The 13192-nt window shown below is 61.3% G+C and carries 14 protein-coding genes; 1 reads left to right on the plus strand and 13 read right to left on the minus strand.

Going from position 1 to position 13192, the window contains the following annotated elements; genetic code table 11:
• Window positions 1–37: 37 nt before the first annotated feature.
• From fliJ to fliF, 5 genes are read right to left on the minus strand one after another with little or no spacing between them, the layout of a single operon-like run.
• Window positions 38–478 (minus strand): flagellar export protein FliJ, encoded by a 441-nt coding sequence (fliJ, locus tag FB598_RS13920; protein ID WP_141915711.1) that lies wholly within the window; start codon window positions 476–478, stop codon window positions 38–40.
• 37 nt (window positions 479–515) lie between these two features.
• Window positions 516–1922 (minus strand): flagellar protein export ATPase FliI, encoded by a 1407-nt coding sequence (gene fliI, locus FB598_RS13925; protein WP_141915709.1) that lies wholly within the window; start codon window positions 1920–1922, stop codon window positions 516–518.
• Window positions 1923–1976: 54 nt separating this feature from the next.
• Window positions 1977–2681 (minus strand): flagellar assembly protein FliH, encoded by a 705-nt coding sequence (fliH, locus tag FB598_RS13930; RefSeq protein ID WP_141915707.1) that lies wholly within the window; start codon window positions 2679–2681, stop codon window positions 1977–1979.
• 29 nt (window positions 2682–2710) lie between these two features.
• On the minus strand, window positions 2711–3706 hold the full coding sequence (gene fliG, locus FB598_RS13935; protein WP_141915704.1) for a flagellar motor switch protein FliG: 996 nt from the start codon (window positions 3704–3706) through the stop codon (window positions 2711–2713).
• Window positions 3699–5483 (minus strand): flagellar basal-body MS-ring/collar protein FliF, encoded by a 1785-nt coding sequence (gene fliF, locus FB598_RS13940; protein WP_141915702.1) that lies wholly within the window; start codon window positions 5481–5483, stop codon window positions 3699–3701. Before fliF ends, fliG begins: the two co-directional genes overlap by 8 nt.
• A gap of 256 nt (window positions 5484–5739) precedes the next feature.
• Between fliF and fliE the strand changes: the two genes are divergently transcribed.
• A complete protein-coding gene (fliE, locus tag FB598_RS13945) occupies window positions 5740–6096 on the plus strand; it encodes a flagellar hook-basal body complex protein FliE (protein ID WP_141916061.1) in 357 nt (118 codons plus the stop codon).
• Window positions 6097–6212: 116 nt separating this feature from the next.
• On the opposite strand, the gene FB598_RS13950 is transcribed toward fliE, so the two are convergent.
• The 8 genes from FB598_RS13950 to FB598_RS13985 form a co-directional block, all read right to left on the minus strand.
• A complete protein-coding gene (locus FB598_RS13950; RefSeq protein WP_141915700.1) occupies window positions 6213–6968 on the minus strand; it encodes a flagellar brake protein in 756 nt (251 codons plus the stop codon).
• Window positions 6969–6991: 23 nt separating this feature from the next.
• Window positions 6992–7336 (minus strand): EscU/YscU/HrcU family type III secretion system export apparatus switch protein, encoded by a 345-nt coding sequence (locus FB598_RS13955; RefSeq protein WP_141915697.1) that lies wholly within the window; start codon window positions 7334–7336, stop codon window positions 6992–6994.
• Window positions 7323–8498, minus strand: coding sequence for a flagellar hook-length control protein FliK (locus FB598_RS13960; protein WP_141915695.1), 1176 nt, complete (start codon window positions 8496–8498; stop codon window positions 7323–7325). Before FB598_RS13960 ends, FB598_RS13955 begins: the two co-directional genes overlap by 14 nt.
• A 2-nt stretch (window positions 8499–8500) precedes the next feature.
• Window positions 8501–8830, minus strand: a complete 330-nt coding sequence (locus tag FB598_RS13965) for a flagellar protein FliT (protein ID WP_141915693.1) — start codon at window positions 8828–8830, stop codon at window positions 8501–8503.
• A 2-nt stretch (window positions 8831–8832) separates the two neighbouring features.
• Window positions 8833–9300: a flagellar export chaperone FliS gene (fliS, locus tag FB598_RS13970; RefSeq protein ID WP_141915690.1), complete on the minus strand. Its 468-nt coding sequence runs from the start codon at window positions 9298–9300 to the stop codon at window positions 8833–8835.
• A 29-nt stretch (window positions 9301–9329) separates the two neighbouring features.
• Entirely contained in the window at window positions 9330–11411 is a 2082-nt protein-coding gene (gene fliD, locus FB598_RS13975) for a flagellar filament capping protein FliD (RefSeq protein ID WP_141915688.1), read from the minus strand.
• A gap of 185 nt (window positions 11412–11596) precedes the next feature.
• Window positions 11597–11956, minus strand: a complete 360-nt coding sequence (locus FB598_RS13980) for a flagellar protein FlaG (RefSeq protein ID WP_141915686.1) — start codon at window positions 11954–11956, stop codon at window positions 11597–11599.
• 78 nt (window positions 11957–12034) lie between these two features.
• Window positions 12035–13123 carry a flagellin gene (locus FB598_RS13985; protein WP_141915684.1) on the minus strand — a complete coding sequence of 363 codons (1089 nt, stop codon included), beginning with the start codon at window positions 13121–13123 and terminating at the stop codon, window positions 12035–12037.
• Window positions 13124–13192 lie beyond the last annotated feature (69 nt).

Consider the following 13192-nt stretch of genomic DNA (forward strand, 5'->3'; position numbering starts at 1 on the left):
CAGTAACTTGCTGATCGTTGTTGCGTCGGTCGTTCGTTTATCGTTTGTAGAAGGTAATGCGCGAGGCATGTTCATCCGTTGTCTTCTGGTCGCGGCGGTTTTCCTGCTGCAATTGCTTTTCCCTGGCGCGCGTGGCCAGCGTGTCATAGGACATGCGCTTGCGTTCGCAGGCTTGCCATGCCAGCCGCGCATCGGCCACTTTCTGCTGGGTGCTGTACACCACATCCTGCTGGCCGGTGATGGCGGTATCGATCTTTTCAATGAAGAGCTGGAAGTTGCGGTAGCTCAGCGCCGTCAGGCCGGTGGTCAGTGTTTCCTGGAAGCGTGCGGCGTAATCGTCGCGATATTGTTGCAAAATGGCAAGTTTCTGCTGCGCCTCTTCGCCCACGCGGATCGCCCGGCCGAGACGCTTGGTTGCTTCGTCGGTCTCTTTCGTCGCCAGGTCGATCAGCGTCTCGAGTGCAGAGGGGGTAGCCATGATAGCTTTGATTATATTTTTGGGGGCCGGCGCTCAATCAACCGAATAGAGCGGTAAGTTGCCTCAAGCTCTCTGATACATCGGCCCGCTCCTGGATTGCCTGCTGCAAAAACGCCTCGATTCTTGGCAATAAGGCAATGGCCTCGTCCAGGACGGGGTCGCTGCCGGCGGCATAGGCGCCCACGCTGATGAGGTCGCGATTGCGCTGATAGCGGGAATACAGCTGTTTCAGATGGCGCGCGCGGCGCTGGTGTTCTTCGTCGGTGATGCTGTGCATAGCCCGGCTGATCGATTGTTCGATATCGATGGCGGGATAATGCCCGGCTTCGGCCAGTTGCCGGTTGAGCACGATGTGGCCGTCCAGGATCGCGCGCGCGGCGTCGGCGATCGGATCCTGCTGGTCGTCGCCTTCGGTCAGCACGGTGTAGAAGGCGGTGATGGAGCCGCCGCCTTCTTCGCCGTTGCCGGCGCGTTCGACCAGGGCTGGCAGTTTGGCAAATACCGAGGGCGGGTAACCCTTGGTGGCCGGCGGTTCGCCGATGGCCAGGGCGATTTCGCGCTGGGCCATGGCGTAACGCGTGAGCGAGTCCATGATCAGCAGCACATCCTTGCCCTGGTCGCGGAAGTGTTCGGCGATGGCGGTGCAATAGGCGGCGCCTTGCAGGCGCATCAGCGGCGGGGTATCGGCCGGGGCGGCGACCACCACCGAGCGCGCCAGGCCTTCGGGGCCGAGGATCTGTTCGATGAATTCCTTGACTTCGCGGCCGCGTTCGCCGATCAGCCCGACCACGATCACGTCGGCGCTGGTATAGCGCGCCATCATCCCCAGCAAGACGCTCTTGCCCACGCCTGAACCTGCGAACAAGCCCATGCGCTGGCCACGGCCGACGGTGAGCATGGTGTTGATGGCGCGCACGCCGGTGTCCAGGATGTCGCGGATGGGCGCGCGGTTGAGCGGGTTGGCGGCGCGCACGGCCAGCGGCGCCGAGCGTTCGGTATGCAGGGGGCCGAGGTTGTCGAGCGGGCGGCCGGCGCCGTCGAGCACGCGGCCGAGCAATTCGTCGCCGACCGGCAGGCGGCGGCTGTGTTCGTCGGCGCGGCGCGGCGTGAAGCTGATGGGGCCGGTGCGCGGCGGCGGCTTGACCGGCTCGACAGGAAACACGCGGGTTCCGGGCACGATGCCTTCGACATCGCTTTGCGGCATGAGGAACAGGCGTTCGTCCTGGAACCCGACCACTTCGGCTTCGATCATGGTGCCGTTGGGCAGGGGCACGTTGCAGGGGCTGCCGACCGGCAGTTTCAGGCCGACCGCTTCCATCACCAAGCCGGCCACGCGCGTGATGCGCCCGGCGGTCTGGGTGGCTTCGGTCATGTCTATCAGGCTGCGGCAGTTATGCAGATAAGCTTGCCACAGGCTGCTGTGGGAGGGCATCGGGGAGTTCATGCGGCGCCCCCCAGGCAGCGGTCGAATCGGGCCGGACGAACGGGCGGCATGGCGTCAGTCCAGCCAGTCAAGTTGTTTGGAGAGCGATTCGGCCAGGCGTTTCCAGCGTGTCTGCGTCGTGGCGTCGATCTGGTTGCTGCGGGTTTCGACGCGGCAGCCGCCGCGTTCGATCTGCGCATCTTCTTCGATCTTCCAGTGATGCTTGGCCAGCTCGTCGCCCATGTGTTCGCGCACCAGCGCGGCATCCTCGGGGTGAAGCGAGAGGATGGCCGGCAATTGCAACACCGGCAGCGAATGGATGGCGGCGCTGACGGTGGGCAGGACCAGTTCCGGGCGGGCGTTGAGCGCGGTCTTGAGCATGGCCTTGGACAGGTCCAGCGCGAGGTCGAGCAGTTCCGGCGCCATGGTCTCGCTGCATTGCGCGACTTCGGCGCCGAAGTTGGCGGCGATCTGGCGGAAGTGCTGGATGACTTCGTTGATTTCTTTCTGGCCTTGCTGCAACCCGGCCATGTAGCCTTCGGCGCGGCCCGCCTCCAGGCCGTGCTGGCGGCCTTCGGCAAAACCTTCCTGGCGGGCGGCTTCGCGGATGGCGTCGAGTTGCTCGGCAGTCAGCTGCGGCGGCGGTGGCGGCTCTTCGTCGAGCGGATCTTCGTAGGCTGCGGGCTCAGGTTCCGGCTCAGGTTCCGGCTCGTTGAAAGACGCCAGCTCCCAGCGCTGGTAGGGCGTCATTTCTTCCTTGGGGATGATCTTCGCACGCATGGCTTTAGATTAACTCCAACCGGACTGCATCAGATGAAGGCATCTTCGCCCTTGGCGCCCAGCACGATCTGCCCTTCGTCGGCCAGGCGGCGCACGATCTGCAGGATCGCCTTTTGCTGCGCATCGACTTCGGACAGGCGGACCGGGCCCTTGGACTCCAGGTCTTCCTTCATCATTTCCGCCGCGCGCTGCGACATGTTCGCAAAAATCTTGTCGCGCAGGCCCTGCGAGGCGCCCTTGAGCGCGACGATGAGCGATTCGGACTGGACTTCGCGCAGCAGCAGCTGGATGCCGCGGCCGTCGATGTCGATGATGTTCTCGAAGACGAACATCTCGTCCATGATCTTCTGCGCCATGTCCTCGTCGTAGGAGCGCAGGTTGTTCATGACCGAGGTTTCGTTCTCGCCGGACATGAAGTTGAGGATCTCGGCCGCGGTGCGGATGCCGCCCATCTGCTGTTTCTTCAGGCTTTCGTTGCCGGTCAGCAGCTTGGTCAGGACGTCGTTCAACTCCCGCAACGCGGCCGGCTGCACGCCGTCGAGGGTGGCAATGCGCAGGATCACGTCGTTGCGCAGGCGTTCCGTGAAATTGTTGATGATGCCGCAGGCATGGTCGCGCTCCAGGTGGACCAGGATGGTGGCGATGATCTGCGGGTGTTCGTTGCGGATGAGTTCGGCCACCGACTGCGCGTCCATCCACTTGAGGCTTTCGATGCCGCTGGCATCGCGCCCGCCCAGGATGCGGTTGAGCAGGGAGGTCGCCTTGTCGTCGCCCAGCGCCTTGGTGAGCACGCTGCGGATGTATTCGTCCGAATCCAGGCCCAGCGAGGAGGCCTGGCCGGTTTCGGCCACGAACGCTTCCAGCACGACATTGATTTCTTCGAAGCTGACGTTTTTGAGTGCCGACATGGCGGCGCCGAGCTTCTGGACTTCGCGCGGGCCGAGGTATTTCATGACCTCGGCGGCCTCGTCCTCGCCCAGTGCCAACATCAGGATGGCACCTTTTTGAACGCCGTCGTTACTCATTATTCACCCATGCCTTAATGATGCTTGCCACCAGTTTGGGATCGTTCTTGGCCCACTGCTTGGCGATTTCGAGGTTGGCCTTGTACTGGGCGCGCTCATCGATTTCGGCTTCGCCGCCGGACAGGTTGACGATGGCGTCCGGATCGTCGGGATCGAAGCCGGCGGCGACCGCGGCAGCCGCTGCGGCGGCTTCGGCCTCGGCCTTTTCCTTCTCCAGGCGCTCGCGTTCTTCGCGTCCCGACAGTTTCCAGATGATCGGGCGCAGCACGCCGAAGTAGAGGTACAGCAGCACGGCGGCCAGCAGCACATACTTGCCGATTTCCTTGGCCAGTTCGATCATGTTCGGCTGCTTCCACAGCGGCAGTTCCGGCTCGAGATCGGTGCTGAACTGGGTGTTGACCACGTTGAGCGAATCGCCGCGATCCTTGTTGTAGCCCATCGCTTCCTTGACCAGGTCGGTGATCTGGTTGCGTTCGGCTTCGGTCAGCGCACGCATGACGATCTTGCCGGTGTTGTCGACGGTGCGCTTGTAGTTCACCACCACGGCCACCGTCAGGCGGCGCACGCCGCCCATGGGCTGCTGCGTATAACGGACGGTCTTGTCGACCTCGTAGTTGATCGTTTCGTCCTTGCGCGAATTGCCGCTGGCGGTGGGGGCGGGAGCCGCGCCATTAGGCGTGCCGGCTGCGCCGGCCTGGCCCGGCGGCGCCGGATTGACGATCTGGGCGGTGGCCGGTGCCGGGGGCTGGTTGGTCAGCGCGCCCGGAACGCCGGAGGTGCCGGTCGACGAATTGGACGCTTCGCTGCTTTGCTTGCTGCGCACCGCGGCAGTGTCCTGCGTCTGGTTCGGCTTGTAGGTTTCGGCGGCTTGCTCGGTGCGCGAGAAGTCGACGTCTGCCGTCGCTTCGGCGCGCACGTTGCCATTGCCGACGATGGGGGCAATGATCGATTCGACGCGCTTGACGATGTCTTGCTGCAGGTCCTGGACGTACTTGAGCTGGGTCGGATCCAGAGTATTGGTCTGGGCTTGCTTGGTGGTGTCGGAGAGCAGGTTGCCGTTCTGGTCGACGATGGTGACGGCCTTGGGCGAGAGTTCGGGCACGCTGCTGGCTACCAGGTGGACGATGGCGCTGACTTGCTGCCCATCCAGGAAGCGGCCGGGGTAGAGGCTCAGCACCACGGAGGCGGTCGGCTTTTGCTGGTCGCGCACGAAGACCGAGGCCTTGGGCAGGGCCAGGTGCACGCGGGCGGTCTGCACCGACGACAGCGATTGCACTGAGCGCGCCAGTTCGCCCTCGAGCGCGCGCTGGAAGTTGACCTGTTCAAGGAACTGGGAAATGCCGAGTTTCTGGTTTTCCATCAGCTCGAAGCCGACGTTGCCGCCCTTGGGCAGGCCTTGCGCCGCCAGTTTCAGGCGCGCGTCATGCACCATGTTCTCGGGCACGAGGATGGCCGTGCCGCCGTCCGAGTACTTGTAGGGCACGTTCATCTGCTGCAGCGAGGCCACGATGGCGCCGCCGTCGCGGTCATTGAAGTTGGAGAACAGAACCCGGTACTCGACCTTCTGGCTCCACATCCAGATGCCGATCATCAGGGCGACGGTGGCCGCCGCGGCGACGATGAGCAAGATGCGCCGGCCTTGTTGCGAGCGGGCATAGCCGAGCACGCCCCCCTGGTTGGCGCTCATTTGATCGGATGCAGCATTTCCCGCAGTGCCGTGTTCGTCTGCGGGAGAGTTTGGGTCGCTGGTCATCGTACCATCGGCTGCTACCGCCATGATTTCCCCTCTGGCGTACCCTCGGTTGCCAGGTTGATAATGACTTTGTTCACTGCTTATTTGTCCTTGAATAGGATTTTTGCTTAGTGTGGATTGTCCGTGCAGCGGGGGAATTTGATCGGCCGAACAGAATGGCAAATTCCCCGCTTATTGTTGCGAGTTGTAAATGCAATGATGTTAAGGTGCTGATGTAGAAAGCGGCATTGCGGGTAGCGTGCCCAGGGCAATGGCGAAGACTGAAATCGCGAGGTGGAATATGGCAGTTGAGAGTGCAATCGATACCAGCAGGATTGAGGCGATGGTGGCGCAGCTGAAGGCCGCGGCGGCCCGCGCGCAGGGCGCGGCAGTGCCGGTGGTGCCTGCTTCGGCAGTCGAGAAGGCCGCGCCGCGGGTGGACTTTTCCGACGTGCTCAAAGGTGCGATCGACCAGGTCAACGATTCGCAGAAGCAGGCCGCCAGGATGTCCCAGGCGTTTGCGTTGGGCGACGATAACATCAACCTTTCCGATGTCATGGTCGCGTCGCAGAAGGCCAGTATTTCATTCCAGACCAGCATCCAGGTGCGCAACAAACTGGTGTCGGCTTACCGCGATATCATGACGATGCAGGTGTGACGGAATTGTGTTGACGTTTGTCAGTTTTTCCGGCGATCAAGTTTGTTGCTGGAGCAGCAATAAAAAACCCGCATCGGCGGGTTTTTTATTGGGCAGGCGGGATCGTAAACAGGTTCTTAAAGCATGCCTGAGGCTTTGGCGTTCTGTTCGCGTTCCAGCTTGGTGATGAAGCGTTGGACGGCGGATTCGACTGCGCGCGAGAGATTGACGAATTCGCAGCCAAAGCGGTTGACCGTCTTGCCGGTGGCCATCTTGAATTCCTTGCAGTCACGGATCTGCAGCTTGACCGAAACGAGGGTGTTATCGGCCAGTTCCAGTTGGCAGTCTTCGTAGATCACGCCGGTGGTGGTCGGCAGGATCTTTTTTTCATCCGTAATGCCGACGCCGCCACCGCTGATATTGTTGAGCTGCGTGATGACGGTAGCGAAAGAGCCGTCCGGCTGGGTGATGCGGAAGGTGCAGCGCAGCGGTTTGGCGATCGGCGTGGCGATGCGGAAATATTCGCGGCGCTGCAGGCGCACCAGGCTGGCGGGAATGCCGACCTTCAGCGCCGGCCGGTTCTGGTATTGGACGTGGTACGCCTTGTCGGCGGTAAAGGTGATGCGGATGTTGTTGTACAGCGCCTCGAAACCGATGCGGTTGCTGGTAACGATATTCTCATTGAGCGACGCGCTGGGGGCGGCATCGATGATCAGGGCATCGGCATCTTCATCGATTTCCAGTATCGACGTGATGATGGACTCGTCGCCACCCTTGATCAGCAGGCTCAGCAGCTGGTTTTTCTCCAGCATGTTGTTGAGAAGGGAAATGATTTCCCTCCGTGAGTGAACCCGGTATGGGCTGTCGTCATCGATCTCGTCGTGGTTAGCCATCTGCGTTTCTTGTACGTCTGAATTCAGCGAATGGGATCGCCTTCCCCTGAAGTATTTGTAGTGGTAATTGACCCTATATCATACATCACGGGCTCGCTTAATTGCATATTTTCAATACGATATAACCAGGCCAGCAATTCGGCGACAGTGCGATATAAGGCGGGCGGGATCTGCTGGTCCAGTTCGACTTGCATCAGCAGCGAAACCAGTTCTTTGGATTCGTGGATATAGACGCCGCTTTCCTGGGCGCGGGCAATGATGGCCTCGGCCACCAATCCGCTGCCTTTGGCGACGACCGTAGGGGCAGCCTGGCTGGCGTTATAGGCGAGCGCAACCGCGTTCTGCAGGGGGATATTAGGTTTCTCCATCTTGCTTGACGATCAGCGAGTCCAGAGAAGTGCCGGCGGCCGACATGGCGTCGGCGAACATGGCGCTGTTGCTGCGCAGGGCGGCGGCGGTTTTTTCATTGTCGGTCTTGACCTGGACGTGGATCTGCTGGCCGATCAGCCGGATCGACGCCGAGATGCCGCCAAGGTGCTCGAAATTGAAGCGCACCAGGCTATGCCAGGCCGGGGGCGCGGCCTCTTCATCCTGTTGCTGGGAATTGCCGTCCTGGTGTTCCTGGCTGATTTCCCATTCCATATGCTGTCCTAGCCAGACTTCGCCGTGCCAGACGAGGCGCTGCTGTTCCAGGGCGTTGAGCTGCAGGTTGATGATCTGTCCCAGCTGGCTTTGGGCCGGGTCGTTCTGGTTCAGCAGGTTGATGTCGCCGGCATGTTGGCGGGCGACCTGGGCCTGCGGTTCCTTCATCAGTTCTTCCAGCGGCCGCTTGCCTTCCGCCCAGGCTGCGACATGGGACTCGTAAAATACGCCGCTGTTGGCGATGGCGTCGTGCAGCGCTGTGGCGACCTGGGCGGCCGGTGCGCCGGCTTGCGATACCAGTGCGGCAGGAGAGGATGCGTGGTTGGCGACGCTGCCTTGCTGGGATGCCTGCAGCAAGCTGTCGATCAGCTTGCCGGCGTTGCTGAGGGTCGTGGTGGTGCTGGCGGGGGCATTGGATTGCGCTTGCCTGTTGCCTTTGGCGCCGGGATCGAGCGGGATTTCTTCGTTTTCGGCGACCTGGTCGGCGCCTTCGCGGGTGACTGCCCGCAGCGACTGCAGGTCTTTCTGCATGGCGCGCCCGGCGGTGCTGAGCGACACCGCGGCGCTTTCCTCGTCGGCCTGGAGGTTGCTTTCCTTGATGGAAAAGGTAGGGCGGGGATCCTTGGAGACGAGCGTCAATACCAGCGAGTCGCCGGTGCGCGCGTTGGCCGGCAGTACCATGCGTGCCGCGGTATTGGCGATGCGCACCAGGTAGGTGCCGTCATTGAAATTGGAGAGGATGCGCCCAGGCATCTGCTGCCCGATGGCGATTTGCGCCAGGCGGCTGAAGGCCTCCTGCCTGGTATCGGCGACCGAAACGATCGCGGTCGCGGCCACGGCGGCGTTGACGGGCTGGACGGCGCTGGCGATGTCGGCCCGCGGCAGCATGGTCAGTTACCTGTGCCGTAGGTATTGAGCAGTTTTTGTTCTGTCTGGTTGCTTTGGATAAGCGCCGACAGGCGGCGCAGGCCCGGCTCCGTCAAGTTGCGGATATCGCGGTCATCCTCCAGGATTTTCCGGATGATGTCGACCTTGCGATGGCGGTGCTGCTCGGAAAGGGAAACGTTATCTTCAAAGTTCTTGAGGGTGGCGATATGCTTGCCGCACTGGATTTCCAGCGAGGCCAGCAATTCCCAGTCGCTGGCGCGTGCGGCGGACAGCATCTCGTCGGTCAATGTGGCAATCGACTCATAAATGGCGATGACGTGATCACCGTTCATATTCACGCTTTCGCAAAGCTGTTTTGGGGATGGCCGGCGCCGCTGGCGACCGGCATTTGCGGTGCCGCATGTTCCGCCACGCTCGGCCCGATTTGTTCCCAGGCTGAACGGATGTCGTCGAGCAGTCCATGGATCTCGGTCAGGATGGCCGGGTTGTTGCTGGCATTGGCTTCGAACAGGCGGCGGCTCATGTATTCGTACAGCGCGTCCAGGTTCAGCGCCAGGTCGCCGCCGACATCCTTGTTGAGGCTGGCGCGCAGGCCGTTGTCGATGATCAGGATGGCCTTGGTGATGGACTCGCCCTTGTTCTTGATATCGCCTTCGGCCATGTACTTCTTCGCCAGCGAAATGGCGACCAATGCGCCATCGAACAGCATGGTAATGAGTTTGTGCGGGCTGGCGGCAAGCACGCCGGTTTCCATGCCGATATTGGCGTAGGCGTTTGCCCCGCGTTTCATGCTTCCGAACATGACGTTCTCCTATGTTCGCCGTATCAGCGTCAGCTGCTTGCCTTGGGCAGGTTGGCCAATTGCTGGGTCAGGTAGCTTTGCGTCGCCGCCATGCTGGCCAGGGTGATGTTGAGCTGGTTGAACTGGTTGGTGTAGGCATCCTTCATGTTCGACAGGCGGGCTTGCACCGCCGTCTGGCGATCCTGGTTGATTTTCAGGCTGGCTTGCAGGCCATTGGTCTTGGAGGCAATGATGCCGTTGTCGCTCAGGATGCCGGTCAAGAGGGATTGCAACTTGGTGACGATACCATTTTTGGACGAGGTGGTGTTGGTGGTATCGGGGTCGGTGGCGTTGAACAGGTTGGCGATGCCGGCAAAATTGCTGCTGGCCGCCGTCGACAGTTTGGTTGCGTCAAGCGCAAGCGTGCCGTCTTTTTGGAAAGAAATGCCAATATCGGACAGCGTTCTGATGCCGTTGCCGCCATCCACCGAGCTGAACAGCGTGCTGCGCAACTGGGTCATGATGTTTTGCACCGACGATTCGCTGGCCAGCGGCGAGGACGTCGAGGCTTCCCCGAGCTTGGTCGACGGCGTCTGCTTGGTCATGTCGGCGATGGCCTTGGCCAGCGTGTTGTATGCCGAAACGAAGCTGTTGGCCGCCGAGGTGACGCCGGTAGTGTCGTTGGAAATATTCAGGGTGAAGTTGTCGGCCGAGGTGGTGACCTTGGCCAGGTTCAGCGTGACGCCGGAAATGACGTTTTCGACCTTGTTGCTGGGGCTGGTGACGGTCACGCCGTCAATCGACAGCTTGGCATCCTGCGCCTTGAGCAACTGGCCCATGCCGCTCATGGTGAGGCCTGAATAGTCGCCGGTGCCGGTCAACGAGACCGCGCTGGTCGCCGCCGAGCCGGTTGGGGTCAGCACCAGGTGGTCGTTGCTGCCGTCGTTGCTGATGCTGGCCGTGACGTTGGCGCCGGCGGCATTGATCGAAGCCATCACTTCGCTCAGGCTGATCGAACCGTCGTTGTCGGCGTCATTGAGCGTGATGGCCGTGGTCGTGTCGCCGACTTTCAGGCTCAGGGTGCCGTTGGTGGGGCTGTATGGCTGGCCCGGCGTCACATTGGGCGAGGTGAGCGTGCCGCTTGGGTCGAACGAGAAGGCGGCGTAATTGTCGGTGCCGGTGATCTTGATGGTGTTGGCGGCGCCGCTGTCCTTGGCCGTGATCACCAGATGGTCGTTGGTGCCGTCGCTGACGATGGTGGCATTGACGCCGGCGTCGCTGGCGTTGATGGCATCGCGCACGCCCTGCAGGGTGTTGGTGGTCGGCTTGATGATGGTGGTCGAGCCGGTGCCCGTCTTGATCGCCAGCAGGCCCTTCTCGAATGTGGCGCCGGGAGCGAATCCGGTCGAACTCAGCTTTTGCGTCTGCGCCAGTTGGGAGACGGACACGCTGTAGCTGCCCGAGGTGGCCTGCGATGCATCGCGCGGCGCCTGGGTCTGGGTCATCCTGCTCGGGGTCGAGCTGGATGCGTCATAGGCAAAACGGGACAGGGTGTTGTTGGCCGTGACCTTGATGGTGTTGGCCGTGCCGCCGGTATTGGATTCCAGTACCAGGTGGTCGCCGGTGCTGTCGGTAACGATGGACGCGGTCACGCCTGCCTTGGAGGCATTGATCGCATCGCGCACGCCGGCCAGGGTCGCGTCGGCCTTGAGCGTGATGAACGTGGGCGAGTTGGTGCCGACCTTGATGGCGAGCGAGTCGCCGGCATTGAATATTGTGCCGCTGGAAACGCCGTCAGACTTGATTTTCTGCGCGAGGACCTTGGTCGACGCGTCGGTGTTGACGTCGGCGGTGAATGGGTCGGTGGTGAGGCTGGTGCCGGTGCCGGCATTGTTGACGGTGCTTTTTTGCGAGCTGAAGCTGGCCGAAGTCAGGGCCTTGATCGCGCTTTGATAAGTCGACAGCGCGCTCTTGAGGTTGCCATAGGCGGAGATGAGGGTGTTGTAGCTGCTGGCCTGGGTGGTCAGCGGCGTCAGTTGGGACTGGCTTTCGGCCGAGATCAGCTGGCTGACCAGCGTTGCTACGTCGAGAGGGCCCGCCGAGGTGGAGATGGTGCCGGTGGAAGTCGCCATTGTTCACTCCTGAATCTATGCGTTGCGCACGGCGTCATGCAGGCTACGGCGCAGTCAAGAGTGACGATTGTTGGCTCTTAAGTACGGCGTCGGTGCAATGGGTTGACGCTGTGCGAAATAAATACTCGAATCCGTTATGAACTGTGGTGCATGAGACCAACATGCCACTGCAGTTCGTACCAGACTCAAACCTTGTGGTTGATCAGCAAGCCTTGCATCTTATCAATCGATTTTGCAATTGCAATGGCTTCTTCGCTGGGAATCTGGCGAATGACGGTATCGGTGGCCGTATCGACAACCTTGATAATCGTTTTGCCGGTGTCCTCATCTTTCGAGAAGTTCAGGGCCGATGCGTTGGCGGCGGCGAAATCATTCAGCTTGCCGACTGCATCATTGACGTCGCTTTCAGCAGTGCGGCGGGCTTCAGGCGCCGCAGCCGGTGCAACGGTCGATACCACTGGATCGGGCTTTGCGGCAGTCTGCGGCAGCGCGTATGCGGTGCCCGAGTCGCCTGCAGTTGTTATATTAAGTGGGGCAATCGACATGGTGTTACTCCCTTCCTTAAAGGAACGTGCGGAGAATATCAACTATCCTCCGCACGCCATCCTACCTAGCTCTCAGGCTTATTTCAACAGCGAGAGAACCGACTGTGGCGAGGAGTTCGCTTGCGACAGCATTGCGGTACCGGCTTGTTGCAGGATCTGCGCACGGCTCAAGTTCGAGGTTTCCGCCGCATAGTCGGTATCCATGATACGGCTGCGCGACGCGGTGATGTTCTCGCTCGACACTTGCAAGTTGCTGATAACCGCGGTGAAGCGGTTCTGCACCGCACCGAATTCCGCACGCTTGGACGAAATCAGGTTGATTGCCTTGTCCAGGTTCTTGATCGCGTTTTGCGCATCGCTTTGCGCGCTCGGAGCGGCAACTGCGGCATCCAGGCTCAGCTTGGCGCTGTCGATGGAGGCTTGCAGGGTCACAGCCGAAGAGGCCAGTGCTTCGGCGGTCAGGGTCGAGCCGGTGGCGAACAGGTCGTCCAGGGCAGCCTTGGCCGAAGTATAGGTGGCTTGGGCAGTGCTCACGCCGCTGGTGTCGCCCAGGCCGATCAGGCCCTTGGCGCTGGTGCCGATGACGCTGGCGATGGTGCCATTGTTCGACAGGTCGTCCAGGGTGATGGTGATCTGGTCGTTCAGCTTGTTGTCAACGACGTTGGCGCCGACCTGGAACGACAGGGTCAGCGAAGCCGAAACGCTGTTGGAATCGGAACCGATGCCAGCCGAAGCGCCTTGGCCGACGCCGGTGAACAGGTTCTGGCCGTTGAAGGAGGTGCCGTTCAGCACGCGGAAGACTTCTTGCGACAGTTGCGTGTATTCGTCGTTCAGGGTCTTGCGGTCCTGGGCGCCGTTGGTGCCGTTGGCTGCTTGCACAGCCAGTTCACGCATACGTTGCAGGTTGTCGGTCACGGTGGACAGAGCGCCTTCAGCGGTCTGGGCCATCGAGATACCGTCGTTGGCGTTACGTTGCGCCACTGCCAGGCCCTTGACCTGGGCGTTCATGCGGTCGGCAATTGCCAGGCCGGCGGCATCGTCCTTGGCGCTGTTGACGCGCAGGCCGGAGGACAGGCGTTGGATGGAGGTGTTCAGCGACGACTGCGACGCGCTCAGGTTGCGTTGCGTGTTGAGCGACGGGATATTGGTGTTGATGATTGATGCCATGCTAATTCTCCTAAGATTTGAGACCGATGATCCGAGTTTCAGTGCTTAACTTTGGTCTTCTACCCATGA

The organism is Herbaspirillum sp. SJZ106 (assembly GCF_006715495.1).
Lineage (GTDB): Bacteria > Pseudomonadota > Gammaproteobacteria > Burkholderiales > Burkholderiaceae_D > Herbaspirillum.

Coding starts and splice junctions, on each gene's coding strand:
- FB598_RS13985 (WP_141915684.1), bottom strand. CDS start 13,123: ATGGCATCAATCATCAACACCAATATCCCGTCGCTCAACACGCAACGC.
- fliD (WP_141915688.1), bottom strand. CDS start 11,411: ATGGCGACTTCCACCGGCACCATCTCCACCTCGGCGGGCCCTCTCGAC.
- fliG (WP_141915704.1), bottom strand. CDS start 3,706: ATGAGTAACGACGGCGTTCAAAAAGGTGCCATCCTGATGTTGGCACTG.
- FB598_RS13955 (WP_141915697.1), bottom strand. CDS start 7,336: ATGGAGAAACCTAATATCCCCCTGCAGAACGCGGTTGCGCTCGCCTAT.
- fliJ (WP_141915711.1), bottom strand. CDS start 478: ATGGCTACCCCCTCTGCACTCGAGACGCTGATCGACCTGGCGACGAAA.
- fliI (WP_141915709.1), bottom strand. CDS start 1,922: ATGAACTCCCCGATGCCCTCCCACAGCAGCCTGTGGCAAGCTTATCTG.
- fliE (WP_141916061.1), top strand. CDS start 5,740: ATGGCAGTTGAGAGTGCAATCGATACCAGCAGGATTGAGGCGATGGTG.
- FB598_RS13980 (WP_141915686.1), bottom strand. CDS start 11,956: ATGTCGATTGCCCCACTTAATATAACAACTGCAGGCGACTCGGGCACC.
- FB598_RS13960 (WP_141915695.1), bottom strand. CDS start 8,498: ATGCTGCCGCGGGCCGACATCGCCAGCGCCGTCCAGCCCGTCAACGCC.
- fliH (WP_141915707.1), bottom strand. CDS start 2,681: ATGCGTGCGAAGATCATCCCCAAGGAAGAAATGACGCCCTACCAGCGC.
- fliF (WP_141915702.1), bottom strand. CDS start 5,483: ATGGCGGTAGCAGCCGATGGTACGATGACCAGCGACCCAAACTCTCCC.
- FB598_RS13965 (WP_141915693.1), bottom strand. CDS start 8,830: ATGAACGGTGATCACGTCATCGCCATTTATGAGTCGATTGCCACATTG.
- FB598_RS13950 (WP_141915700.1), bottom strand. CDS start 6,968: ATGGCTAACCACGACGAGATCGATGACGACAGCCCATACCGGGTTCAC.
- fliS (WP_141915690.1), bottom strand. CDS start 9,300: ATGTTCGGAAGCATGAAACGCGGGGCAAACGCCTACGCCAATATCGGC.